At 43.4% G+C, this 25,773-nt stretch carries 19 protein-coding genes; 7 read left to right on the forward strand and 12 right to left on the reverse strand.

The features are described from left to right. Positions 1 to 213: 213 nt before the first annotated feature. Positions 214 to 885 carry a response regulator transcription factor gene (locus tag ACKTT2_RS06255; protein WP_407885082.1) on the reverse strand — a complete coding sequence of 224 codons (672 nt, stop codon included), beginning with the start codon at positions 883 to 885 and terminating at the stop codon, positions 214 to 216. Positions 886 to 1,821: 936 nt separating this feature from the next. Here ACKTT2_RS06255 and ACKTT2_RS06260 point away from each other — a divergent pair. The 6 genes from ACKTT2_RS06260 to ACKTT2_RS06285 all read left to right on the forward strand — a co-directional run bounded on the left by ACKTT2_RS06260 (position 1,822) and on the right by ACKTT2_RS06285 (position 6,519). Then, entirely contained in the window at positions 1,822 to 2,289 is a 468-nt protein-coding gene (locus tag ACKTT2_RS06260) for a DUF3574 domain-containing protein (RefSeq protein WP_407885084.1), read from the forward strand. Positions 2,290 to 2,398: 109 nt separating this feature from the next. Continuing rightward, the gene (locus ACKTT2_RS06265) at positions 2,399 to 3,031 is read left to right on the forward strand and encodes an FMN-dependent NADH-azoreductase (RefSeq protein WP_407885086.1); all 633 of its coding nucleotides are present in this window, start codon (positions 2,399 to 2,401) and stop codon (positions 3,029 to 3,031) included. 91 nt (positions 3,032 to 3,122) lie between these two features. Beyond that, positions 3,123 to 5,516: a glycoside hydrolase family 31 protein gene (locus ACKTT2_RS06270; protein WP_407885088.1), complete on the forward strand. Its 2,394-nt coding sequence runs from the start codon at positions 3,123 to 3,125 to the stop codon at positions 5,514 to 5,516. Between the two features lie 60 nt (positions 5,517 to 5,576). Next, positions 5,577 to 5,741, forward strand: a complete 165-nt coding sequence (locus ACKTT2_RS06275; protein WP_407885090.1) for a hypothetical protein — start codon at positions 5,577 to 5,579, stop codon at positions 5,739 to 5,741. A gap of 242 nt (positions 5,742 to 5,983) precedes the next feature. Next, positions 5,984 to 6,280 carry a UPF0175 family protein gene (locus ACKTT2_RS06280; RefSeq protein ID WP_407885092.1) on the forward strand — a complete coding sequence of 99 codons (297 nt, stop codon included), beginning with the start codon at positions 5,984 to 5,986 and terminating at the stop codon, positions 6,278 to 6,280. Further along, the gene (locus tag ACKTT2_RS06285) at positions 6,277 to 6,519 is read left to right on the forward strand and encodes a PIN domain-containing protein (RefSeq protein WP_407885094.1); all 243 of its coding nucleotides are present in this window, start codon (positions 6,277 to 6,279) and stop codon (positions 6,517 to 6,519) included. Before ACKTT2_RS06280 ends, ACKTT2_RS06285 begins: the two co-directional genes overlap by 4 nt. A gap of 42 nt (positions 6,520 to 6,561) precedes the next feature. Here ACKTT2_RS06285 and ACKTT2_RS06290 read toward each other — a convergent pair whose 3' ends face one another. Beyond that, a complete protein-coding gene (locus ACKTT2_RS06290) occupies positions 6,562 to 7,206 on the reverse strand; it encodes a L,D-transpeptidase family protein (RefSeq protein ID WP_407885096.1) in 645 nt (214 codons plus the stop codon). Between the two features lie 108 nt (positions 7,207 to 7,314). Next, positions 7,315 to 8,103 (reverse strand): DNA/RNA nuclease SfsA, encoded by a 789-nt coding sequence (gene sfsA / locus ACKTT2_RS06295; protein WP_407885098.1) that lies wholly within the window; start codon positions 8,101 to 8,103, stop codon positions 7,315 to 7,317. 124 nt (positions 8,104 to 8,227) lie between these two features. Between sfsA and ACKTT2_RS06300 the strand changes: the two genes are divergently transcribed. Beyond that, positions 8,228 to 9,496 carry a tetratricopeptide repeat protein gene (locus ACKTT2_RS06300; protein ID WP_407885100.1) on the forward strand — a complete coding sequence of 423 codons (1,269 nt, stop codon included), beginning with the start codon at positions 8,228 to 8,230 and terminating at the stop codon, positions 9,494 to 9,496. 71 nt (positions 9,497 to 9,567) lie between these two features. Here ACKTT2_RS06300 and ACKTT2_RS06305 read toward each other — a convergent pair whose 3' ends face one another. The 9 genes from ACKTT2_RS06305 to ACKTT2_RS06345 all read right to left on the reverse strand — a co-directional run. Beyond that, complete coding sequence (locus tag ACKTT2_RS06305; protein ID WP_407885102.1) at positions 9,568 to 10,596, reverse strand: thioesterase domain-containing protein; 1,029 nt, start codon at positions 10,594 to 10,596, stop codon at positions 9,568 to 9,570. Then, positions 10,593 to 13,568 (reverse strand): SDR family NAD(P)-dependent oxidoreductase, encoded by a 2,976-nt coding sequence (locus tag ACKTT2_RS06310; protein ID WP_407885104.1) that lies wholly within the window; start codon positions 13,566 to 13,568, stop codon positions 10,593 to 10,595. The genes ACKTT2_RS06305 and ACKTT2_RS06310 overlap by 4 nt, the downstream gene beginning before the upstream one ends. 206 nt (positions 13,569 to 13,774) lie before the next feature. Then, positions 13,775 to 13,999, reverse strand: coding sequence for an MbtH family protein (locus tag ACKTT2_RS06315; protein WP_407885106.1), 225 nt, complete (start codon positions 13,997 to 13,999; stop codon positions 13,775 to 13,777). 78 nt (positions 14,000 to 14,077) lie between these two features. Further along, positions 14,078 to 18,505: a non-ribosomal peptide synthetase gene (locus tag ACKTT2_RS06320; RefSeq protein WP_407885109.1), complete on the reverse strand. Its 4,428-nt coding sequence runs from the start codon at positions 18,503 to 18,505 to the stop codon at positions 14,078 to 14,080. A 30-nt stretch (positions 18,506 to 18,535) separates the two neighbouring features. Then, positions 18,536 to 18,760: an MbtH family protein gene (locus tag ACKTT2_RS06325; RefSeq protein WP_407885111.1), complete on the reverse strand. Its 225-nt coding sequence runs from the start codon at positions 18,758 to 18,760 to the stop codon at positions 18,536 to 18,538. A gap of 143 nt (positions 18,761 to 18,903) precedes the next feature. After that, positions 18,904 to 23,274, reverse strand: coding sequence for a non-ribosomal peptide synthetase family protein (locus ACKTT2_RS06330; protein ID WP_407885112.1), 4,371 nt, complete (start codon positions 23,272 to 23,274; stop codon positions 18,904 to 18,906). A gap of 58 nt (positions 23,275 to 23,332) precedes the next feature. Further along, complete coding sequence (locus tag ACKTT2_RS06335; protein WP_407885113.1) at positions 23,333 to 23,530, reverse strand: MbtH family protein; 198 nt, start codon at positions 23,528 to 23,530, stop codon at positions 23,333 to 23,335. Between the two features lie 75 nt (positions 23,531 to 23,605). Next, positions 23,606 to 24,892 (reverse strand): MFS transporter, encoded by a 1,287-nt coding sequence (locus tag ACKTT2_RS06340; RefSeq protein WP_407885114.1) that lies wholly within the window; start codon positions 24,890 to 24,892, stop codon positions 23,606 to 23,608. Positions 24,893 to 24,986: 94 nt separating this feature from the next. Beyond that, the coding region (locus ACKTT2_RS06345; RefSeq protein ID WP_407885115.1) for a condensation domain-containing protein at positions 24,987 to 25,773 on the reverse strand (787 nt) is incomplete at its 5' end.

Genomic DNA, 25,773 nt, shown 5'->3' on the forward strand with positions numbered 1-25,773 from the left:
CAGCGCTGCAGGAGGGTCTCCCGAACTCACAGCGACTGGCGTGGGCTAGGGGGGATCGATAAGTGCCTAAAATCACAACCAACTACTTTTCAAACAACCTCTTAAAAAGGGGGTCTTTGATTTTCCATCCAGTTATTTATGGGAAAACCCTACAATCAATCATGAAAATAATTCTTTCCCAGTTCCTAGTCCCTAATCGCCAATCCCCATTTTCTAACTAGACAAACGATATCCAATACCATATACGGTTTCAATTAAGCTTTCAGAACCTCCCGCATCTTTCAACTTTTTTCGCAAATTTTTTATATGAGTCTTTACCGTATCTTCTCCAGAAAATTTATCAAAACTCCATAACTTATTTAAAATGACCGAACGAGTTAAAACTTGAGTGGGATTTCTCATAAAACATTCTAAAATCATGTACTCTTTCGGTGTGAGTGAAAGTAAGTTATTGAGATAAGTCACAGTACAGCTACTAGGATCGAGTTGTAGATTCCCATGAACTAAGATGGGTTGACGAGTTTCTGGAATTCTCCGAAATAAAGCTCGGATTCGTGCTGCTAATTCTTCTAATTCAAAGGGTTTCACTAAATAATCATCAGCACCCGCATCTAACCCAATAACTTTATCTGCAGTTGTATCTCGTGCTGTCATCATCAGTATAAGAGAATTGTATTTAGCAGCACGCAAACGCTTGCATAAGCTGACACCATCTAGTTTAGGTAACATCAAATCTAATAAAATTAAGTCGTATTGGGTAGATTGCGTGTATTCCCAACCCTCCATTCCATCACAAGCAATATCGACTACATAATGCTGATGTTTCAAATCTTCTGCAACAGGTTTGGCAATGCGATCGTCGTCTTCTACAATTAAAATTCTCATTGTTATTACCCTTTTTTAGGTTTTCGTACTACATATAACAGTCCTAAATCATTTGTAAAAGTTTCTAGTACCGTAGTATCATAGGGTGGGCAATGCCCACCATACGTATATTTTACAAATCAGATATAGGAATCCTAAATGATTTATGAAAAACTTTAAGTATTGTAGGGTGGGCAATGCCCACCAAGTGAAGAAGCCAGATGGCAGATGGCAGCTATGTTTGCAATATGGTAGGGGCTTCAACTGTTTACACGTTATCGCCGTGGTACCGTGGACAAACGCAGCCAAACTTACAACCCTGTGACGGAACAATGGGTAAAGCGTAACGCTGAAAACGGACAGTTTGGAAGCAGTATCGTCGGCAATAATGAGTCGCAGAAACAACACAAAAACGCAATTACCTACTCAATTTAAAAACCTTGATACATAGATGTTTGTACCTGGTAGTAAGTATAAAGAAGTAGGAAATTTTTTATATGGTTTAAGGAATTGGGTTGATTACGGACTTGAACAAAGTAACAAGTAGCAATAGCAATAGCAATAGTTTTAGCGGCTCTCCAATATTCGTTCGATTCTTAATAAAATGTCTTTTGCCGTCGCCTTCTTTTTTCTTATGATATGGCAAGTACATAAAGAAGTAACACGAACTGTCACCTTATGCTTATCAAGTAAGTGCATAAGTTGATTGCATTTTCACCTAGTAAATAGATAACAGGCTCAACCATAGCAATAAGGAATATTTCCACTCTGATTTATCTAGAACATAGATAAAAACATCTGTTGCTATCTAGGATTTTTTGATTGCTAGTTGTTTTGAGCCATCAACTGTAAGCAAAAACAACCAAGTTATGAAAAAATATGTCATGTTTATTTTGTTGCCTCTATTAGACCGCGTGCATCAAATATTCGGATTTAAATTTATATATGGAGAACGTTATGAAATTCAAAGTTCCTCACAGGATATTCGGATTCATTTTAGGCACCGGACTAATTATGAACTGTGCATTGGCAATCGGTATTTCAAATAAATCTTCTAACATAGAAGCTAGCCAGAATAGCTTTTGTAAGAATCAGTTGAAGGGAGAAAATTTTTCTAGAACAGAGCTATTGTTTGGCTTATCAAAGTCAGACGGTTCAACAGTGACTGAAAAAGAATTTCAGCTTTTTGTAGACAATGAAGTTACACCTCTTTTTCCTAATGGGCTGACGCTATTAACTGGTAAGGGTCAATTCAAAAATTCGAGTCAAACAGTCGTCAAAGAAGAGTCGAAGCTTTTAATATTGCTTTATCCTTTCAATAGCGATAGTAACAGAAAAATCCAACAAATTCGACAGGCATATCTAAATAAGTTTCAACAAGAGTCGGTTTTGCGTGTTGATGAGCAATCGTGCGTGTCTTTCTAATCGATCGCAATATTTTGATAGTGTCACAGAAATCAGATAGTTGAAGGGCGGGTTCCTAAGTTGAAATAGTAATGGAAAACAGGCTTTAACTCAACAGAAATTCACAACTATGGCACACTTACTGCATATTGATTCTAGTCCGCGTGGCGAACGTTCCCACTCTCGCCGTATGACCAAAGAGTTTGTTGAACAATGGAAGCAAGTTCATCCTAATGATACTGTTACATATCGTGATATTGGACGCAATCCCGTTCCCTATGTGGATGAATCCTGGATTGCGGCTGCTTTTACCCCACCCGAACAGCGCACGCCCGATCTGTGGGAAGCTATTCGCATGAGCGACCAACTCGTAGACGAATTCTTAGAGGCTGATATCTATGTCGTTGGTGTTCCTATGTATAATTTTACCATTCCGGGTACATTCAAAAGTTACATTGACCAAATTGTTCGGGTTGGACGCACTGTTGCATTTGAACCCAATGATTCTACCAACGTTTTTAAGCCGCTCGTCCTCGGTAAGAAAATGTATATCATCGAAGCACGAGGGGATTCGGGCTTCCATCCTGGTGGGCGATATGAGAGCATGAATTATCACGATCCATATCTTGTCACCGTCTTTGGGTTTATGGGTATTACGGATATCACTTTCGTTCACGTTGAAAATGATGAGTATGGCGGGCAAAAGTTAGCAGAGTCTATTGCTAAAGCTCGTACTAAAATTGCCGAGTTAACGGCTGCATAATAAAAAATTCTGCCATCAGTAGGTTTATGTCCATAGGTTAGTGTATTAAAGTGGCAATTGTTTTGAGATATACATCTACCTTGGAGGGTGCATGCCCCAATACTTTGGAAAACTGCCCACAACTGACCAACCTTGGACGACTATTGATAGGGTGCAATCTGTCAGTAAGAGCGATGCTGCAAAGCAGCCGCTTCGCGATCGCATAATTCATCTGGAGTGTGGTGACGCCCATGTTAGCATTACCATACTCGCATCCAACTTGCTGCGAGTGCGGATGTCACCAATAGGTGAATTTCAACCCCGTCGTCCTTGGGCGGTAACACTAGATGATGCAGAATGGGCAGAAGATGTGCCTTTCGAGGTGAATGCAACAGATAGTGTTGTAGAAATTGAAACTGACCAGATACGTGCGATCGTACACAAAGAAAAATGCCGTATCACCTGCTTTGATAAAGAAGGTCGTCCCTTTGCTCGCGATACAGAGATGGGAATGGGTTGGCGTTTGGGTGCAGTTGCTGCATGGAAACATATAGAAGTAGATGAGCATTTTTACGGATTTGGAGAACGCACGGGATTGCTAGATAAACTGAGCGAAGTCAAAACCAATTGGACAGTTGACGCCTTAGACTACAGTACTCAAACTGATGAAATGTATCAGTCAATCCCGTTTTTTATAGCCTTACGTCCCCAACTTGCTTACGGTATTTTCTTCAACACCACGTTTTGGAGTCAGTTCGATCTTGGTGCAGAAGCACCGGGTACTTTAAAAATGGAAACTCGTGGAGGCGAGTTAGATTACTATATTATTTACGGTCCCGAACCTGGGGACATTCTTCGCACTTATACCCAGTTAACAGGTAGAATGCCACTACCGCCGAAATGGTCAATTGGCTATCACCAATGTCGTTGGAGTTACGAGTCAGAAACCATAGTACGAGAACTAGCGCAAGAATTTCGATCGCGTCAAATTCCCTGTGATGTCATCCATCTTGACATTGATTATATGCGGGGTTATCGCGTGTTTACCTGGAGTCCCAACCGCTTTTCCGATCCTGCAAAACTGATTGCAGACTTAGGGCAAAATGGTTTTAAAACCGTTAGCATCATAGACCCAGGCGTAAAATACGAACCAGAAGCTAATTATCACGTGTTTGACCAAGGGGTAAAAAACGACTATTTTGTCCGAAAAGTTGATGGGCGATTGTTCCACGGCTATGTTTGGCCCGAAAAATCAGTATTTCCCGACTTTTTGCGCTCGGATGTGCGTCAGTGGTGGGGGGACTTACATAAAAGTCTAACTGATGTAGGCGTTGCAGGAATATGGAATGATATGAACGAGCCTGCAATTGACGATCGCCCTTTTGGAGATGGTGGAAATAAAATTTGGTTTCCTCTAGATGCACCTCAAGGAGGAGGGGGGGAAAACTCTACCTTGTCCCCCTTGTCCCCACATAGAGCTACTCACGCTGAAGTACACAATCTGTACGGTTTGTCAATGGCGAGAGCGAGTGCAGAAGGTTTGCAACGGTTACGTTCCAATGAGCGTTCTTTTGTGCTCACCCGTTCTGGTTTTGCAGGAGTGCAACGATGGTCATCGGTTTGGATGGGTGACAATCAGTCGTTGTGGGATCATTTAGAAATGTCCCTACCAATGCTATGTAACATGGGACTATCTGGTGTAGCATTTGTAGGCTGCGATATTGGTGGATTCGCTGGTAACGCCACAGCAGAAATGTTCGCCCGGTGGATGCAGGTAGGAATGCTTTATCCTCTCATGCGCGGTCACTCAGCTATGAGTACAGCACGTCACGAACCGTGGATTTTTGGAGAACGTACAGAGAAAATTTCTCGAGAATACATAAATCTACGTTACCAATTGCTACCTTACCTTTACACCCTCTTTTGGGAAGCAGCCGCTACAGGGACACCCATTTTAAGACCGTTACTCTACCATTACCCCAACGATCCCAAAACTTACACTCTCTACGACCAAGTTTTCCTTGGCTCTCATTTAATGGCTGCACCGATTTACCGTCCCGGAGTAGAGCATCGTTCCGTCTATTTACCTGAAGGAACTTGGTATGACTGGTGGACGGGAGAAAGCCATCATGGTCCCGTTCACATCCTTGCTCATGCACCATTAGAAATCATGCCTCTTTATGTGCGTGCAGGTGCAATTATTCCCATGCAACCTGTGATGCAGTATGTTGATGAACATCCACTAAACCAATTACGGTTACGTGTTTGGCATGGTACTAATGAGTTTACATTCTATGAAGATGACGGACATTCATTTGAGTTTCAAAAAGGAGCATTTGCAACAACAAATTACCGTATCTTTGCCGATGCAGAGCATACAATTTTAGAGATTGGAGAACGAAAGAGAGAATGGACACCACCATCCCGTGAAGTAATTGTCGAACTTGTTGGAGTAGGCGAACAGCAATTTCAAGACGATGGTAAATCGCGGACTTTGAAATTTTAATGGTTAGTTAATGTAGGTTGGGTTGAGGAACGAAACCCAACATACGTTGATAAATTTGAATTGTTCCGACAACTGGCAGTTCAAATTGGCATTGCTCTAGAACAAGCAAATCTCCTCCATGAATTGCAACAGGCGCAGGAAGTGCTGCGGTTACGCGATCTCGCCTTATTTCAAGGGACGGGCAAGATGCCCATCCCACAAGAATATATAGTCGTTCTCACTTGAATGAAGTACAGACTTATCTGTGTTCATCTGCTACAGGCTGCGGTTCCTTAATTATTTGATGTATTGCACCCAATTGAAAACCGCTATAAAATTCATCTCCCATCAAGAAACGATACCTTCAGTACCAATTTACACACTGCCACTTAAGAGCATTTTGAAAGCTGAGGTTGAGAAAGCAGATTTATGACCACGACCGAAGAATTGGGCAGCTAAAATTGAACTATCGATTGGTTGAAATTGTAATGCAACTGGAGCAAGTAGAAATTAAGTTTACCCTAGCCCTCGCCGGCATTTCCCAAGAGCAGAAGATGGAAGCTGAGCTTAAAGCGAAACAAGCTTATGTCATGACATTACTCAAACAGGGTGCGATTACTAAACATCAAGCCGCAACATTATTAGGTATAACTCGACTTGACTTGATTGAATTAATGGGGAAGTATGAAATCTCGACATTCTCAGAGCAAACGCGCTCTGAAATCGAGCAGGAAGTTGCTCACGCCAGAGAAATGCTGAATCAACAGAGTGAATTAAGAGCGTGATTATTGTTGCTGACACAACTCCATTAAGTGAATTGGCGAAGGTTGGGCGATTGGAACTGCTGCGTGACATTTTTGGAACCGTCATCATTCCCCAAGAAGTTTATGACGAAGTAAACGATAGTCAAACCCAACAAATGTCTGTAAATGTTGGGTTTCGTTCCTCAACCCAACCTACGTGTTTTCGTATTTTTAGGCTTAAGCGACAAGTATTGGGAGTGCAGGGACAAGGAGAATTGTAAAACACAGTTGTAGTATAACAACTAACCACTAACAACTAACCACTAACTCTCATACACAATCAAATGAGTTGGTTTGTGAGTGCGAATAAAGTTGGTCATAATGTCCCGTTCTTTAACAGTTGGCGTGGCAAAACAACCAGCAGTACCAGTGTTAGCATTTTGAGCCAAAGCTGAGGGATCGTAGTGAACGCCTATACCCGAACGTCCCGTACTGAACAGAGGTGTCACTGGAGACCAAACACCACCAAATTCTGGTTTGTTTCCTGGCGGTGTACCGACAACCCCAGGGCTGTCAAACTTGTAAATTCCAAAAGGTACAGGTGTCTCAGAACCAGCAACATCAGATGGAGTTTGCTTACCAACTCGACCGGAAACAGCTTGTACTGTATTAATAACGTTACCATTGCTATCTATCAGTCGAGTTTCGTATACTCTCAAACCGCCACCAATGGTTTTTGTCGTTCTTTTTGCAACCACTCGTGCTGTTTTGATAGTTGTCAGAAACTCGTTAGCGACCCAACGATTTGTTCCAATTTGCGCCCATTTCCTGTTTCCTGCTTGTACGGGTTCGCCAGTTACTTGAACTTCAGTACCATTGCTGAGAGAACCTACTGATTCTCCATTGGGTTTAGAACGTACTGTGAGAGCATCGCCTTCTTTCGTTGATACGTAAGCAATGTTAGCCATTAATATATGCCTTACAAATGTTTTGGAGTAGTCAAAAACTTTTCCAACTAAGAATTGTTTTTGGTAACATCAAAATACTTCAATCTCTTCTAGGCAAATTACGGAAATTCAAAAATTGCATTCTGCCAAACCTAAATAACGTACTCCTTCTGGAGTTGTTTCAAATCGACAAGGTAAAATTTCTAAGCCAGCGGCGATCGCATCTCGTAACAATTGCCCATATATTGGATCTGTAGCATCACCAGGGGAAAATTCTGTGCAATCGCCTCTGTTAATAAAGTAAAGCATAACTGCACGGTGTAGAGGCAGAAGTGCCATCAATTCTCGCAGATGTTTTTGTCCTCGTGTTGTTTCTGTATCGGGAAATAGTGCTAATTTCCCCTGTGCTAAGGTTGTATTTTTAACTTCAAGATAAATTTGAGGAGTGCTCTGAGCAAGTAGTAATTCCTTCTGTTTTGCTAAAGAGTTACTAGATAGAACGATGTTTTGATTTTCTATAGCTTCACATAGGAGAAAATCCACACGGCTTTTTTTATCCCGACCATATGCAACTTCGGTAAGAATGTGAGTATACTTGCCTAATTCTAGGAAAAGATATTTTTCTAAAGCTAACTTAGTTATTCTATTGGGCAATACTGTATTTATACCTACCCAAGTTGGTTTGTTATCGTGTACCTGAATCATTTCCCAGGTATAGGGCAATTTACGATTAGGACGATCGCTGTAAGAAAGTTGTACTAGACTACCAGGAGTACAAACACCTGTCATTGGTCCGGTATTGGGACAGTGGGCTGTGACAACCTGACCAGAAGCAAGTTCGACGTCAGCAAAAAACCGCTTGTAGCGTTTCAGCAGAATCCCGGAGTGCAAAGGTGGATAGCGATAGAGGTAGTCCATAGTGGCAGATTTGTTTTGTTTCAACGAAAATTGGAAATGAATGAATTTACGGTTGAAGTAGAAAGTATACAGGATTTCTCCCACTCAGCCTTGACTCTTGTACTTGCTCCTTTTAAGAAATACTATGAATAACGAATCTTATAATAAGGGAATCGAAAAAGCTAAGCAAAAAGATTATACTGGGGCTATTGAGGAATTTACTCGTGCTTTACAGCTAGCACCTTACTTTGCTGAAGCGTATTATCGACGGGGTTTAGCGTACTTTGACTTGGAAGAGATACACAAGGCTGTTTCTGACTTCACGGAAGCTATAAATTTGACGCAAAGTGTTGAAGCTTATTATGGTCGCGCTCTAGCACGAGTATCATTAAAAAATTTACCAGGAGCCCTTGCAGATGCAGAGCAAGCTATTCGCCATAACGTTAACTATGCACCAGCATATAATTTGAGAGGAACAGTACTTCGCAAACAAGGATATATTCCTGATGCGATCGCCAGCTTTAAAAAGGCAGCAGAATTATATTTAGACCAAAAAGATACAGAAAATTGCCGTCAATGTTTGGCAAAAGTGAGACAGTTACAGCCAAAAGAAAAACCTACTCTTGTAACATCGCCTGCTCCTACAATCGCACCTTTAAAATCTGAAAGCTCTTATTTTATTCAATTACTAGATAAAGCCGAGAAAGGTAACACCCGAGACGCAATGGAAGACTTAAACTGGGTGTTGCAAGCCGATCCGAAAGATGCATATGCTTATTGTTGTCGGGGAGTCGTGCGTTGTAAACAAGGTAACTACCGAGATGCTATCTCCGATTTTAACCAAGCATTGCAATTGAATTTACAAGATGCGATTGTTTACCGCAATCGGGGAAAAGCACGGTTTCATTTAGGAGACCATACAGGAGCAATCGCCGATTTCGATCGAGCACTTCAAATACAACCTCAAGATGCACTGCTTTATGTTGCTAGAGGGAATGTCTATCGGGAAATGAGTAACCATTTAGGTGCAATCAAAGACTATACCAAAGCCTTGGAAATTAATCCCGATGATGCAACAGCTTATTACAATCGCGGTATTGCCTATACTTGCATAGAAGAAATGCATCGCGCTATTGAAGATTACCAACGTGCGGCGAGTATGTTTTGTGAAAAAGAAGATTGGGCAAATTACCAACAAGTTTTAGATAGTCTCAAAAAAATTAACTCATTTAGTTCCGAACCCAAAAAAACAACGAACAACTTACAACGCCAACGCTTGTTAAGACTTGTTGGAGGACATTGGGAAATTGCCGAACGGCTGATTGACCAAGCAAAGTATGATTATCCTGGAATGCCAGAGGATTGGTATATCGAAAAAGTCATCCATGATTTGGAACGAGATTGGGATAGTTGACGGCTCCTTTGCTCAAGCCGAAGGGATTCTTTCAGGTCACAAAAGACGGAGAATTGACGCTGAGGCTAAGATTATATCAGATAAGGCTTGATTTTTTCGGCTAAAATCGGACTACGAAGCATAGAGTAATGGTTCCCTTCTACCTCATGAACATCTACCCCACCAAGTGCGAATTCTGACCAACCTCTTGTTGGGTCTTGATATTTGTGAAATAAGTCAATTATGTCTTCTGTTGCGCGGAAGAAGACAACTTTACCAGGATAGGTTTTCATTATATAGCGCATTCCAGCTGTGACATTGCCTTCAAATACATTAAAAAGATGGCAAAACTGCTCAAATGTAAATTCAGCAGGTAAAAGTTTAAGCTGGATCAATTTTTGCAAAATATAATTTAATTGTGCTTCTAAGTCAGATAAAGTTTGCAATTCCTCAATTGTTATTCGTTGCACATACTCACCTAAAGCACCTGCTGTACTGTCAGCAAAAGCGGTTAAAACTAGATAGTATTCATTCCTCTCTTTTTCTATTTGGTTTTTTAGATCTCTAGGTATAGGTAAAGGCATATCCAACATTCCTAGAAAAGAAACTTCTTGACCAGTAGCTTGCAATTGCTGTGCCATTTCATAAATTACAACTCCACCAAAGGAAGAAGCTGTAAGGTGATAGGGTCCTTGGGGCTGAACGGACTGTATGACTTTGATATAAGTCGCAGCCATCTGTTCTATGGAAATTAAAGGTTTTTCTTGGCTGTATAAATTAGGTGGTCGCAAGCCATACAAAGGCCGATCCAAACCTAGATGTCGGGATAATTCTAAATAGCAGAAAACGTTACCACTAGCTGGGTGAATGCAGAACAAAGGTGGTTTACTTCCGGTTGGTTGGATCTTGACCAAGATAGACTCAATGGGTGGGAACTTTGCTACCTGATGTTTGTGATGCAGGTATTCGATAATTTCTGCTTTACGTTCTCGCAATTCGTCGCGTAACTGTGAGGATAAAGCTCCCTTGGGGGCACTGTAGCGCAGACGAACTTCTTCATCTAGCCAAAGTTGAATTTTCAACTTTTCTAGGTCAGTTAACAATCGCTCGACTGTTTTCAAATTTCTCCCTCCTCTATATCGGTTGCAACAGTAATTAGTTTTTTCGTAATTGGTATGACGTTATTTTTTCCAGATAGTACCGTTGTTTTGCTGTTTGTTGTACCCATATCAGAACCTTGTACTCTAGAATTAAGTTCTGGATAATTGTTCCGAATGTACGATGAAAATTGAGCAATAGTTGGAGCTTCAATCATCAATGTAAAATGAAAGTTTCGTCTTAGTTGCTTTTCTAATTTATTGACCAAAATAATTGCTTTGATAAAACTCCCACCCAGTTCAAAAAAGTTACTATGAATGTCAATTTGTCCAATTCCTAAAACTTCTTGCCAAACAAGTGATATTTGCCGCTCTAAGTCATTACGAGGCATAATCGGTGTTTGGGTGTCTCTACCAGCACTGAGAAGTCGTAACTGCTCCCGGTCGATTTCCCCTGTAACTGTCAAGGGCATCTGTGGAATCTGTATGAAATCACAAATCGCTAGCGTGCCAAAGTCATCTGCGATCGCATAGTCCTGTATCTGTACAATTAAATCTGAAATAGTAGTGCCAATGTCCTTTGTGGTGAAATAAGCAGTTAATTTCTGCAACCCACGAGCTGCTATTTCCAAATACTTCTGGCTATACGGTTTACTACCATCTAAACCTATTAACAAATGTTCTTGGTTATGGTACAAACCTGTCAGCAAAGAATACAAACCTTGGGTGGTGGAAATAGTGCAGGAACCTCGGCGATGGAGCCAGGATTGTGCAAGATTATCTTGCCTGATGCTTAAGTTATCCCAGTTACCCCAAACAAAGCAATAACTCTGGTGTCCCTGTTGATGGCGTTGATAGTGCGTAAAGTTTTCTAAAAAGCAGTTAGCAGCAATATATGCACCGATATTAGCACCGCCAAATAAATCGGCTAAAGAAGAGAAGCTAATAAACAAGCTGTTGGGACGATCTTGCAGCAGTTGATGCAATACCCAAGTTCCTTGTACTTTAGGGCGCAGCACCGCCTCTAAGTTGTCGCGAGTTTCTTCTAAAAGTAAATTCTGCCCATATACTACCGCTAAGTGAATGATTCCAGCTAATTCTCCTTGCCATTGAGATAAAGCTTGTGTGAGTGCCTGTTGTACTTGCTCGTACTGGCATATATCTACCTGTTGATAGCTAATTTCTCCTGGTAATTGCTCTAATTCTCGATAAACCTTGATTTTTTCATCTAAAGGACTCCTCCCCAGCAATAACAGCTTTGCTTGATAATTTTCCAGTAAATATTTTGCAATCTCCGCTCCGACGCCGCCAAGTCCACCACTTAATAGATAAATACCTCCTTGCTTAAAAGGTAATTCTCCCTTGGGTTGTTGTTCCCAATCTACTTTTTGTAAGCGAGGAACCAAACGCTGTCCCTCACGATACGCAACCTCCAAAGCTTTTGAGTTTGTTTGGAGTTCTTGGAGAATATAAGCTGTATTGTTCTCTTCTTCCTCTAGCAGAAGATCCACATGACGGACGCGCAAAGTCGTCATTTCCTGGGGAATAGTTTTGAGCAAGCCTAATATTGGCGACTTGGCAGGAGCAATTTTATCTGTGGATGAGGTAGCTTGAGTTTGACTTCCAACGCATAGTAAGCGTACCGGCTCCTGAGAACCTTGAACCTTAGCTAATGCTTGGATTAAGTACAAGAGACTGTAAATTCCTCTGTCTTGAGCTTTTTGGAGTGCGTCTAAAGAGGGGATATCTGCTGACAATGAGTCATAAGTCCACAAATGTATAATCTCGGTGACAGGTTGACCATTATAGAGGATGGACTGAAACAGTTGTTGATAGTGGTCGGGATTTTGCGGGTTGATGCAATAGCTGTTGTCACCGAGTAAGCTAAACTCTTTCCCTATTTGAACGCAGATAGATGAGCGATTAGCCGACTGTAAATGTTGACACAATATCGACCCTAATCCCGAAGAGTCAAGAAATACCACCGTATGTCCGCTTATAGGTTGCCAGTCTTGCCATACGGGTTTTTGCGATCGCCAAATCTTGTGGTAAAACCAGTCAGGTAGGGTATTGCGATCGCCCATTAAGATGTCGAGTCGTTTGAGAATTGTGTCAAACTCTCCGGCTTGAAAACGTTGGCTCAATTGAAGACGCTGGATTTTGCCAATAGCGGTTTTGGGAATACCCTCCTTAGCTACTGGAATCAAATAATCTGGATTCAATCCCACTTTGTTAACGATAGTCTGCTGAATTGTCTGAAGTAGTTTTTGCAGTCGTTCGTCTTCTACAATCGGTGAGTGGAAAAAGATAGCTAATTTCTCTGTGGCACTATCGGCATCTTTAACAACACAAGCAACAGTGTATGATGCTTCTACTTGTTTAATTTCTTCAACTACCGCTTCGATTTCATGGCTGTAGTAGTTGGTTCCATTAATAATAATGGTTTCTTTAGTATGCTTTGTTTGTGAGCTTTGTAATTGTGTTTTTAATTCAGGAGCGGAGGAAATTAATTGTTTAATAACAGGAGTATTTAACCTATGACTCTTTGGAAGTAAATCTGTTATGTGTAATCGGGGAAGGCGTAGGGAGTCCTCTTGTAAAATGACTGCTAACTGCTCAATTTCTAATCTTGACTTGAGTTGCTTTTCTATTTGTTCAGCTAATTGAAAATCTAACACTGGCAGACTTATTAAAGCCTGTTTGTCTATTTCTCCTGTAGGAGTCAACGGTAGATTAGATACCTGTACATAAGCTTTGGGTAATAAAGCCGATGGTATAGCTTCTTGCAGGTGGAATTGTAATTGTTCTAATTCCAGAGGTTGCTGTGAGACGACATAGGCAACTAATTGAGGGCGAGATATTTCTGTTTCCCGAATGAGCACAGCACAATCTTCAACAGAAATGTGTTCTAATAAAACAGATTCCACTATATTTTTAGTATTTTGCAAATACACCCGAAGTGGTTGTTCTATCAGATTAGAAGAAGATTTTTCCATGTCCCGTTAATTTATATGTGAAAAGAGGCGATCGCATTTTTAACAATGTTATTTTTTTTCATTTATTAACATCTTGCACCTTCAAGTAGGAGGGACTTGTGGGCAGCGATCGCTCTACAATATAATAAACTTTTTGGGCTTTTATTTTCGCTTGGGAGGCGATGGTGCAAGATGTCAGTTTACCTATTTCAAGTCACATTTAATATTTAGTTTGATTGTGCTGAATTTTCCATCTGCTGACGCAAGCTAAGTGGTCTCATATCAGTCCACACTTCTTTTATGTAAGCTAGGCATTCTGCCTTTGTTCCGCTTTTACCAGCATCTGTCCAGCCAAGAGCATTTGAGCGCTCGTTAGGCCAAATTGAATACTGTTGTTCGTGATTGACAACAACTTTGTAAATAGTTGTATCTTCAAGGTCATTCCAACTCATAATTCCTCCAAAAAAAGTGACACTTAGTTAACTCGATTTGTTAGTACAGTTTTGCAACTTGTTTGTCCTATGATATCGCTATCTAGTCATAGCTCCTAGTGCTTTATCGAAAGAATATCCAACTTTATCGATCTGCTGCGGAGCCAACAAAAAACCACTACGAATGTAGTATGACAAGTAGGTATTCAGCAATTCTGCACTGACTGACGGACAGTCGATGGAAGTTCCTGCAAGCCCATCCAGCGTATTCTGACAGTCAAACTCGACTGAGTCATCGGATGATTCCTCCCCAAAATAAGGTATTAATGGATATAACGTATTTTCTGTGGAATGCTCAGCACTCTTGAGCAGGGCTGCTCGCCATTGCTTGTAAGGAATTACCTCTAACGAGTAACCAAAAGAACACAACCAAGTCATGACGTTGCTCCAGTGGGCTGGCTGAGGATTCACCACATGAAAAGTTTCCCCCAGCAATTTTTTCTGCATTGAGAGATGAACGATACATTTGCTCGCATAGTCTACAGGCGTCATATCCACCATCATGTTTAAAGAAGGAACACTTCCAAGTTGAACACAGCCCTTGATGGTTCTGGACATGAGGTCATCTGTATTACAAGTTCCGGTTTGGCTGTGTCCTGAGACTCTTCCTGGGCGATAAATACGCACAGGAAGTCCGCGAGTGCGTGCGATTGCGACTAACTTTTCTGCTACCCATTTACTCTGCTCGTAGCCACCTGCAACATGACCACCATCTAAAGAGTCATTTTCGCGGAAGATATGATCTTTGGAGAAGTCCTCCTGCCAGGGGAAAACAGAAAGGGTAGAAATATAATGTAGGGGCTTAACTTTAATTTGGCTTGCCAATCTCAGGGCTTCCTGAGTGCCAAGAACATTAGCTGCCTTAAGTTTAGGGTATGGATCGACAATATTAACTAATGCGCCATTATGATAAATGACATCTATTGTACTTGCTAATAATTGAAACTGTCGATCGCCTAGACCAAAAAGTGGTTGCGATAAATCGCCAGGAACTGAGATAATTCTGGAACTAAAACATTCATTCCAGAGTAAGTAGGATTGAAGATTTGCGCGGATCTTCTTGTTGCCTTCTTCGACATTAGAGGCGCGTACCAAGCAATAAATGTCAGCATTGGTTTGCTCTAGGAGTTCATAAAGTAAAAAAGCTCCCAGAAAACCTGTTGCGCCAGTCAGAAAGATACGTGTTGGCTGTGAGGTAAACTCAACAGCTATGCCCTCACAACGAATTGTCTCATCCAAAACAGCTTCTGCATTGAGCGCCGTGACAGATGTTGTGACAGTCGCAGTCGGTTTGCTCTCACGAATATTATCAATGGCTTGAGCCATTCCTGCAACTGTAGGTGTTTCAAGTAGGGCGTGTAAGGGCAATACTACAGTGAAGGTATTTTGTACGCGGAAGAGCAATTGAGTTGTTGTCAGGGAATGACCGCCAAGGTCATAAAAATTGTCATTGACACCAACTCGCTCGAGCCGAAGCACTTGAGTCCAGATTTGTGCCATCACCTCCTCGGTTGATGTGCGCGGAGCCACAAAAGTTGCTTCCAAATCGGGACGTAACGTATCGGGTGCTGGCAAAGCCTGACGGTTGACTTTGCCGTTAGGAGTCAGTGGCATAGCCTCGAGCATCACAAACGCCGATGGCACCATGTAGTCTGGCAATTTCGCCTTCAGCAAGGAGCGAAGTTCGCTAACCTTGGGGACTTGTTCTTGGTGATGAACGATATATGCCACCAAGCGCTTGTCACCGGGTACATCCTCTCGAGCGATCGCGAGGACTTGTTTGACGCTAGGATGTTGAGCGAGCACCGCTTCGATTTCTAAGAGTTCAATGCGGAAACCACGAATCTTCACCTGGTGGTCAATGCGACCAATAAACTCAATATTACCATCTGGTAAGTAACGAGCTAAGTCACCAGTTTTGTACAAGCGTGTCCCTAGTTGGTCGCTAAACGGGTTACCGATGAATTTTTCGGCAGTCAAGTCTGGGCGATTAAGGTAGCCCCAAGCCAAGGAGGTACCGCCAATGTGCAGTTCTCCAGGAACTCCGATGGGCACTGGTTGGAGGTTTCGATCTAGTACGTATACTTTGGCATTACCAATAGGACGTCCAATTGGTACTTCTTGTTCATCAAGTTCTGTTGATTTACCTGATAATTTGCAGAGCGTTGTGACTACAGTCGCTTCGGTAGGACCGTATGTGTTTATTAACTCGGGAATAGTACCTACACGCTCTTGCCAAATTTTTACTGCTTGGGGAAGCGCTCGCTCTCCGCCAATAATTACCAACCGCAAGGAATCAGGTAGTGCCAAATCCGCTGAAGCTAAGTCAGAACATATCTGATGCCAGTATGCTGTCGGCAAGTCTAACACCGTTAGTTCCAAATCCTTGCACTGTTGCAAAAACTGCAACACCGAACTCAACATTTCTTGAGTACGTAACACTAACGTACCACCGCAGGTGAGGCAGGGGTAAATTTCTTCTGCTGCAGCATCGAAACTGATAGATGCAAACTGAAGGATGCGGTCATGTTGATTTAACCTGTATTCAACAGTTGCTGATTGCGTGAAATTTACTAGAGACTGATGTGGAATCATCACCCCTTTAGGTTTTCCTGTAGAACCTGATGTATAAATTACATAGGCTAAATTTTTAGGTGTGGCACCCACTATTGGGTTCTCTGTACTATTCTGTTCGATGGCTTCCCAGTCTGCATCTAAATGGACTATTTGCATCTTATGTGGCAATTGGACTACTAACCCCTGCAAAGTCAGCAACACCTTAATCTGTGAATCATGCAACATAAACTCTAAGCGCTCTTGGGGATAGGTTGGGTCTAAGGGCACATAAGCGCCTCCCGCTTTCAAAATTCCCAAAAGTCCTACTATCATCTCCAAGGAGCGCTCAACACAAATACCTACCAGTACCTCTGGTCCCACACCCAAACTCTGTAGGTAATGTGCCAACTGATTGGCACGAGTATTTAACTCTCGGTAACTTAGCTGTTCATTCTGATACACTAATGCCACGGCATTTGGTGTCAGTTCCACTTGCTTTTCAAACAGCTGATGAATACACTTATCCTGAGGATAATCGCTCTGGGTGTCATTCCACTTCATCAGCAACTGCTGACGCTCGGACACATTGAGCAGTGGTAGGTCTGCAAGGCGTTGCTCAGGGTTAGTCACTATACCTTCAAGCAAGGTCTGGAAATGCCCCATCATCCGTGTAACAGTAGCAGTGTCAAAGCGCTGAGTATCGTAGACGAACCGCAATGACAATTCCACTCCGGGCTGGGCTTCAATCGTGAGTGGATAATTGGTTCTCTCGAAGGCACAAACATCACTGATGTGCAACTTCTGTGCGTGCTCTTGTAAAGCCGCATCTACTGGATAATTCTCAAACACCACGATGCTTTCAAACAACGGCAGCCCTCGCGGCACATCACTCATGCCCTGAATCTCTACGAGTGGCGTGTACTCATAAGTACTCATTTCCACCTGTTGCTTGTGTATTTGCTTGAGCTTTGGTAGAACTGTGTCCTCAGCAGACAGTTCCACCCGCATCGGTAAGGTATTGATAAATATCCCAACTATCGACTCTACGCCCAGTATAGCTGGAGAACGACCTGAGACGGTTACGCCGAAAACTACGTCGTCGCCACTGTACCGCCACAAAAGTATTGCCCAAGCGGCTTGTACTAAGGTGTTCAACGTCAATTGATGCTGACGTGCAAAAGACACCAGTTCTGCTGTAGCTGCACTTGATAGCGTAACAATCTGCTTACTGTAGCTTTGTGACCCAGACAAGCTGTGATGTGGTTTATCAACAACTAGTGGCGTTGGTGTCGTCACGCCCTGAAGTGTTTGCCGCCAAAATTGTTCGGCAACTGCCATGTTCTGCTTCTGTAACCAGGCAATGTACTCGCGGTAGGAACGAGTCGGTGGCAATTGTAACTCTTGCCCCTCAGACAATGCTTCGTAACGGCCTAGCACTTCGGTGAATACCAACGGCAGCGACCATCCATCTAGAATTATGTGGTGATAACTCCAGATAAATTGGTAGACCTCATCTGACATTTGAATCAGGCTGAGGCGCATCAGTGGTGCTTTGTCTAGTTGAAAGCCACGATCGCGATCGGATTCCAGAAAGTCTTGTAGTTGCTGTTGCTGCTCCTGTGGAGATAGCCCGAGCCAAGAATGGATCTCTATTGGCAGTTTTACCTGTCGGTACACCACCTGTAGTGGCACGTCTTTGCGTTCCCAAATGAATGCAGTCCGTAAGATAACGTGCCGCGCTACAACTTGCTGCCATGCAGCTTTGAATGCCTCAACATTCAGTGTTCCTGTCAAAGAACAGTTCAATTGTTGACAGTACACCCCAGAATCGGGAGCGTAAAGGGTATGGAACAGCATCCCCTGTTGCATTGGGGATAATTGATAAATGTCTTCGACGTTATTCTTTTTCATTTAATGTTTATCTCAAGTTAAATTGAATATTTAGCTTGATTGTGCTGAATTTTCCATTTGCTGACGCAGGCTGAGTGGTCTCATATCAGTCCACACTTCTTTTATGTAAGCTAGGCATTCTGCCTTTGTGCCGCTTTGACCAACATCTGTCCAACCAAGAGCATTTGAGCGCTCCCTTGGCCAAATTGAGTACTGTTGTTCGTGATTGACAACAACTTTGTATATAGTTGTATCTTCAAGGTCATTCCAACTCATAATTCCTCCAAAAAAAGTGATACTTAGTTGACTCAATTTGTTAGTACAGCTTGGCGTAAATCAAGCACTCATTATAAATCGCACCAAAAGCTGGGTATATGGGTTTCTTGATTTCATACTTTAGACTTGACATTTAAGACTTTTTACGCTAAAGCTTTATCGAAAGAATATCCAACTTTATCGATCTGCTGCGGAGCCGACAAAAAACCACTACGAACGTAGTATGACAAGTAAGTGTTCAGCAATTCTGCACTGACTGACGGACAGTCGATGGAAGTTCCTGCAAGCCCATCCAGCGTATTCTGACAGTCGAACTCGACTAAGTTATCGGATGATTCCTCCCCAAAAAAAGATATTAATGGATACAACGCATTTTCTGTGGAATGCTCAGCACTCTTGAGCAGGGCTGCTCGCCATTGCTTGTAAGGAATTACCTCTAGCGAGTAACCAAAAGAACACAACCAAGTCATGACGTTGCTCCAGTGGGCTGGCTGAGGATTCACCACATGAAAAGTTTCCCCCAGCAATTTTTTCTGCATTGAGAGATGAACGATACATTTGCTCGCATAGTCTACAGGCGTCATATCCACCATCATGTTTAAAGAAGGAACACTTCCAAGTTGAAGACAACCCTTGATGGTTCTGGACATGAGGTCATCTGTATTACAAGTTCCGGTTTGGCTGTGCCCTGAGACTCTTCCTGGGCGATAAATACACACAGGAAGTCCGCGAGTGCGTGCGATTATGATTAACTTTTCTGCTACCCATTTACTCTGCTCGTAGCCACCTGCAACATGACCACCATCTAAAGAGTCATTTTCGCGGAAAATATGATCTTTGGAGAAGTCCTCCTGCCAGGGGAAAACGGCAAGGGTAGAAATATAATGTAGGGGCTTAACTTTAATTTGGCTTGCCAATCTCAGGGCTTCCTGAGTGCCAAGAACATTAGCTGCCTTAAGTTTAGGGTATGGATCGACGAAATTAACTAATGCGCCATTATGATAAATGACATCTATTGTACTTGCTAATAATTGAAACTGTCGATCGCCTAGACCAAAAAGTGGTTGCGATAAATCGCCAGGAACTGAGATAATTCTGGAACTAAAACATTCATTCCAGAGTAAGTAGGATTGAAGATTTGCGCGGATCTTCTTGTTGCCTTCTTCGACATTAGAGGCGCGTACCAAGCAATAAATGTCAGCATTGGTTTGCTCTAGGAGTTCATAAAGTAAAAAAGCTCCCAGAAAACCTGTTGCGCCAGTCAGAAAGATACGTGTTGGCTGTGAGGTAAACTCAACAGGTGTACCCTCACAACGAATTGTCTCATCCAAAACAGCTTCTGCATTGAGTTCCATGACAGATGTTGTCGCAGTCGCAGTCAGTGTGCTCTCACGAATATTATCAATGGCTTGAGCCATTCCTGCAACTGTAGGTGTTTCGAGCAGGACGTGTAAGGGCAATACTACAGTGAAGGTATTTTGTACGCGGAAGAGCAATTGAGTTGTTGTCAGGGAATGACCGCCAAGGTCATAAAAATTGTCATTGACACCAACTCGCTCGAGCCGAAGCACTTGAGTCCAGATTTGTGCCATCACCTCCTCGGTTGATGTACGCGGAGCCACAAAAGTTGCTTCCAAATCGGGACGTAACGTATCGGGTGCTGGCAAAGCCTGACGGTTGACTTTGCCGTTAGGAGTTAGTGGCATAGTCTCGAGCATCACAAACGCCGATGGCACCATGTAGTCTGGCAATTTCGCCTTCAGCAAGGAGCGAAGTTCGCTCACCTTGGGGACTTGTTCTTGGTGATGAACGATATATGCCACCAAGCGCTTGTCACCGGGTACATCCTCGCGATCTATCACTAGGACTTGTTTGACGCTAGGATGTTGAGTGAGCACCGCTTCGATTTCTAAGAGTTCAATGCGGAAACCACGAATCTTCACCTGGTGGTCAATGCGACCAATAAACTCAATGTTACCGTCTGGTAGGTAACGAGCTAAGTCACCAGTTTTGTACAGGCGCGCCTCTTGTTGTTGACTAAAGGGATTAACGATAAACTTCTCTTGGGTTAACTCGGGACGGTTGAGATAACCGCGAGCCAGACCAGCACCACTGATGTACAGTTCACCCCTGACTCCAATTGGTACTGGTTGAAGATGGGAGTCAAGAATATAGATATGTGTGTTGGCGATGGGACGACCGATTGAGAGTTGATTGCTGCTGTCAGTGCATTCAGCTACGGTAGCGCAGACAGTTGATTCAGTAGGTCCATAGGCATTGAAAAAACGTCGGTCTTTTGACCATTGCGCTACCAAATCGGGAGAACAAGCTTCTCCTGCTACAACAATTGTTCGTAAAGCTGGCAATTCTTCATAGGGTAGAACAGCCAACGCGGAAGGGGGGAGCGTAACATGGGTAATGTTATGAGTACGCAAAGACTGCATTAAATTCAGTCCTGGGAGTAAGGAGTCCTTTGTTTCCAAGCAAAGCCTTGCTCCAGAACAAAGAGCCATCACCACTTCCCAAATCGAAGCGTCAAAGCTAAAGGAAGCAAATTGAAGAACACGGCTGTCTGAGTTGACATCAAACAAGCGAGTCTGAGCCTGAGCTAGGTTACATAATCCTTGGTGAGTCACTAGGACTCCTTTCGGCTTTCCTGTAGATCCCGAAGTGTAAATCACATAAGCCAAGTGAGTGGGTTGCACATCACTGATAGAATTATCCTGACTCTCACAAGAGATGACCCCCCATTGTGAATCCAAGCAGATCGTATGCGCCGTATGCTTAGGCAAATTTGTAACCAACTTTTCTTGAGTCAATAGCACCTTAATCTGTGAATCATGCAACATAAACTCTAAGCGCTCTTGGGGATAGGTTGGGTCTAAGGGCACATAAGCGCCTCCCGCTTTCAGAATCCCCAAAAGTCCTACTATCATCTCCAAGGAACGCTCAGTACAAATACTTACTAGTACCTCTGGTCCTACACCCAAACTCTGTAGGTAATGTGCTAACTGATTGGCACGAGTATTTAACTCTCGGTAAGTTAGCTGTTTATTCTGATACACTAATGCCACGGCATTTGGTGTCAGTTCCACTTGCTCTTCAAACAGCTGATGAATACACTTATCCTGAGGATAATCGGTCTGGGTGTCATTCCACTTCATCAGCAACTGCTGACGCTCGGACACATTGAGCAGTGGTAGGTCTGCAAGACGCTGCTGAGGGTTAGTCACCATACCTTCAAGCAAGGTCTGGAAGTGCCCCATCATCCGTGTAACAGTAGCCGTGTCAAAGCGCTGAGTATCGTAGACGAACCACAACGACAATTGTTCTCCGGGCTGGGCTACGAGAGTGAGTGGATAGTTAGTCCTTTCGAGAGCATAAACATCACTGATGTGCAACTTCTGTGAGTGCTCTTGTAAAGCGGCATCTACCGGATAATTCTCAAACACCACGATGCTTTCAAACAACGGCAGCCCGCGCGGCACATCACTCATCCCCTGAATCTCTACCAGTGGCGTGTACTCATAAGTACTCATTTCCACCTGTTGCTTGTGTATTTGCTTGAGCTTTGGTAGAACTGTGTCCTCAGCAGACAGTTCCACCCGCATCGGTAGGGTATTGATAAATATCCCAACTATCGACTCTACGCCCAGTATAGCTGGAGAACGACCTGAGACGGTTACGCCGAAAACTACGTCGTCGCCACTGTACCGCCACAAAAGTATTGCCCAAGCGGCTTGTACTAAGGTGTTCAACGTCAATTGATGCTGACGTGCAAACGACACCAGCTCTGCTGTAGCTGCACTTGATAGCGTAACAATCTGCTTACTGTAGCTTTGTGACCCAGACAAGCTTTGGTGTGGTTTATCGACGACTAGTGGCGTTGGTGTCGTCACACCCTGGAGTGTTTGCCGCCAAAATTGTTCGGCAACTGCCATGTTCTGCTTCTGTAACCAGGCAATGTACTCGCGGTAGGAACGAGTCGGTGGCAGTTGTAACTCTTGCCCCTCAGACAATGCTTCGTAATAGCCCAGCACTTCGGTGAATACCAACGGCAACGACCACCCATCTAGAATTATGTGGTGATAACTCCAGACAAATTGGTAGACCTCATCAGACATTTGAATCAGGTTGAGGCGCATCAGTGGTGCCTTGTCCAGTTGAAAGCCACGCTGCTGGTCTGTTTCTATGAAAGTCGCCAGTTGTTGTTGCTGCTGTTGAGGAGATAGCCCGAGCCAAGAATGGATCTCTATTGGCAGTTTCACCTGTCGGTACACCACCTGTAGTGGCACGTCTTTACGTTCCCAAATGAATGCAGTTCGCAAGACGACATACCGTGCGACGACTTGCTGCCATGCGGCTTTGAATGCCTCAACGTCCAGCGCTCCTGTCAAAGTACAGTTCAATTGTTGACAGTACACCCCAGAATCGGGAGCGTAAAGGGTATGGAACAGCATCCCCTGTTGCATTGGGGATAGTTGATAAATATCTTCAATGTTATTCTTTTTCATTTAATGTTTATCTCAAGTTAAATTGAATATTTTAGTTTGATTGTGCCGAATTTTCCATTTACTGACGCAAGCTAAGCGGTCTCATATCAGTCCATACTTCTTTTATGTAAGCTAGGCATTCTGCCTTTGTGCCGCTTTGACCTACATCTGTCCAACCAAGAGCATTTGAGCGCTCGCTTGGCCAAATTGAGTACTGTTGTTCGTGATTGACGACAACTTTGTATATAGTTCTATCTTCAAGGTCATTCCAACTCATAATTCCTCCAAAAATTACAGAGAGTTTGCTTGAGCCAGCATACTTTTGCTATTTGCTTGCAAAACTGGCAGTTATTTAGTGGGAGATTACATTTGGCAGCTCCGATTCTACTAGTCGCAAGCGCGGAGAAAGATAGCTGGTCACAATTGCTACTATCAAGAGTATTCCCATGATGATGAATAGCAAGCCAATGCCACGTCCCGGTCCGACACCAATTATCTTTCCAACACTTCCAGCTAATGGTCCGTTAATGGTAAGCAGTGGCTCAAACACATGGTCAGCTAGCAGTCCGGCAACTAAATAAGCAAGCAGGAAGGATAAATTGATGAGCATTCCGTTCACAGCGAAAACTCTTGCCTGCACCTCAAACTCAATTTTACTCTGCAAAATGGCTTGCTTAGAACTAATAAGGATCGGCAGACTGAAAAAGTAAAGGAAAATGCCAACACTACACAGCACAACATCAGGACGCAGCCCAGCTAGCAGCAAACATAACCCGCCTAACAGCATAAACCAGAATACGTTATATATGCGACGCTTTCCTCCACCCCAACTGGTGATGACTGCCGTGCCGAGTAGCATACCGCTGCCCCCGATGGACAGCATTGTACCAAGTACAGCAGTCGAGGTAAAGGAAAGGAACAGTGGTGTTGATAGCACACCAGCAGTTCCCTCAAAAAAATGGTAGATGCAGAAAAGCATTAATAACCTAAACAAACCAGGTCGATCTGTGATGTATCGCCAACCTACCAACGTATCATGCCACATTAATTTGTTTAACCCTTCGGCTTTTACCATAGTTTTGGATTTAGGCAATCGAACCAGTAAGAGTGTCACAAGGCAGAAAATGAAGGTAATTCCGTCAAGTATAAGGACACCTTGAATCTGAATAGTCACCAATAAAAAGCCTCCTAGCGCTGGCGTAATTAGCTGCGAGACGGCTAGTCCTAGTTGAAACAGACCATTAGCACGAACTAAATGCTGTGGTGGTACAAGCAGTGAGATTACAGCATTATAAGCAGGCCACTGCAAGGCACCGAAAGCAGAGCTAGCAGCCGTAGCCACGTAAATATGCCAGACTTCAAGTTGTCCAATAAAAAGTAGTAGCCCGATTGAAAGGAAGCTCAAGCCAGCCCCACAATCGCTCAAGATGATTAACTGGCGTCGGTTCCACCGATCCCCAAGCGAACCGGCAAGTGGGGAGACGATGATACTAGGCAATAAAGTAAGCGCAGAAAGCAGCGCAAACTGAGTAACTGAGTTCGTGCTTTTGTACACCCATAAACTTAAAGCAAAGCCAGTTAAGCCAGAGCCAAGAAGGGATACCAGTTGTCCAAACCAGAGGATGATAAAGGTTCGCATTTTTCGGTTACTTAATTATCTGCTTGTACCTGCTTAATGCAGCGTTTCAATTGTTCTGTCAGAATTTGGACGTTGGGTTTGCAAAGTGATTTTTTTAGCTCTCTACCTCCTCTAGTTGTGCAAATAACTCGTCAAGATCTGTTTGGCTTAAGCCCGCTGCTGGAAAATCTGTTGGCGTGTAAGCGCCAGCATCCGGAGCCAAGCAATGAGCAATCAACTCGCGCAACGCTTGCAAATACTCTTGCGCTAAACCCTCAATTGTGCTGTGGCGGTGTAGGTTCTCACTGTATGTCCAATTCACGTGCAACTGAGCACCGATGATGATGCTATTCACCTCGAGGAGATGACTGCGGTGATTGAGGGGGCTACGGCTAAGACCGCTCGATTCGTCGGTGAGCTGGAATAGTGCTGATGTCTTTTGCACCGAATCAAATTGACCCAAATGGTTGAAGACGACCTGAGCGGAACCTTGGTTCGTGAGTTGGGCGGTCGTTTCGGCGTCATCGAGGAGATAGCGCAACCAGCCATAGCTCATGCCTTGAGAGGGGATGCGACGCAGTTGCTCTTTGATGGACTTTAACGCCTCACCAGGATTGTCTGTAGCATGATGTAACACCACCGGAAAGATGGTGGTAAACCATCCCACTGTGCGCGAGACATTGGCATTGTCCCAAATTTCTTCGCGTCCGTGTCCTTCCAAGTTGAAGCGCACATGAGTCGATTGCGTCCAATGAGCTAACACCTGTACCAAGGCGGCGAGCAACACGTCGTTGATTTGCGTGTTGTACGCTTTTGGTACCTCACTCAGTAATGCACGGGTTTCTTCAACTGATAACGACATCGATACTGTGCGTGCAGATGCTTCGCTGTTTGCACCGCTT

Source organism: Scytonema hankhaensis NUACC26 (genome assembly GCF_045865695.1).
GTDB lineage: Bacteria > Cyanobacteriota > Cyanobacteriia > Cyanobacteriales > Nostocaceae > Scytonema.

Excerpts from the sequence above, each read along its gene's own strand:
- ACKTT2_RS06320 (WP_407885109.1), bottom strand. The coding sequence starts at position 18,505 with ATGAAAAAGAATAACGTCGAAGACATTTATCAATTATCCCCAATGCAA.
- ACKTT2_RS06325 (WP_407885111.1), bottom strand. The coding sequence starts at position 18,760 with ATGAGTTGGAATGACCTTGAAGATACAACTATATACAAAGTTGTTGTC.
- ACKTT2_RS06340 (WP_407885114.1), bottom strand. The coding sequence starts at position 24,892 with ATGCGAACCTTTATCATCCTCTGGTTTGGACAACTGGTATCCCTTCTT.
- ACKTT2_RS06270 (WP_407885088.1), top strand. The coding sequence starts at position 3,123 with ATGCCCCAATACTTTGGAAAACTGCCCACAACTGACCAACCTTGGACG.
- ACKTT2_RS06330 (WP_407885112.1), bottom strand. The coding sequence starts at position 23,274 with ATGAAAAAGAATAACATTGAAGATATTTATCAACTATCCCCAATGCAA.
- ACKTT2_RS06310 (WP_407885104.1), bottom strand. The coding sequence starts at position 13,568 with ATGGAAAAATCTTCTTCTAATCTGATAGAACAACCACTTCGGGTGTAT.
- ACKTT2_RS06260 (WP_407885084.1), top strand. The coding sequence starts at position 1,822 with ATGAAATTCAAAGTTCCTCACAGGATATTCGGATTCATTTTAGGCACC.
- sfsA (WP_407885098.1), bottom strand. The coding sequence starts at position 8,103 with ATGGACTACCTCTATCGCTATCCACCTTTGCACTCCGGGATTCTGCTG.
- ACKTT2_RS06265 (WP_407885086.1), top strand. The coding sequence starts at position 2,399 with ATGGCACACTTACTGCATATTGATTCTAGTCCGCGTGGCGAACGTTCC.
- ACKTT2_RS06315 (WP_407885106.1), bottom strand. The coding sequence starts at position 13,999 with ATGAGTTGGAATGACCTTGAAGATACAACTATTTACAAAGTTGTTGTC.
- ACKTT2_RS06290 (WP_407885096.1), bottom strand. The coding sequence starts at position 7,206 with ATGGCTAACATTGCTTACGTATCAACGAAAGAAGGCGATGCTCTCACA.
- ACKTT2_RS06335 (WP_407885113.1), bottom strand. The coding sequence starts at position 23,530 with ATGAGTTGGAATGACCTTGAAGATAGAACTATATACAAAGTTGTCGTC.
- ACKTT2_RS06300 (WP_407885100.1), top strand. The coding sequence starts at position 8,228 with ATGAATAACGAATCTTATAATAAGGGAATCGAAAAAGCTAAGCAAAAA.
- ACKTT2_RS06280 (WP_407885092.1), top strand. The coding sequence starts at position 5,984 with ATGCAACTGGAGCAAGTAGAAATTAAGTTTACCCTAGCCCTCGCCGGC.
- ACKTT2_RS06255 (WP_407885082.1), bottom strand. The coding sequence starts at position 885 with ATGAGAATTTTAATTGTAGAAGACGACGATCGCATTGCCAAACCTGTT.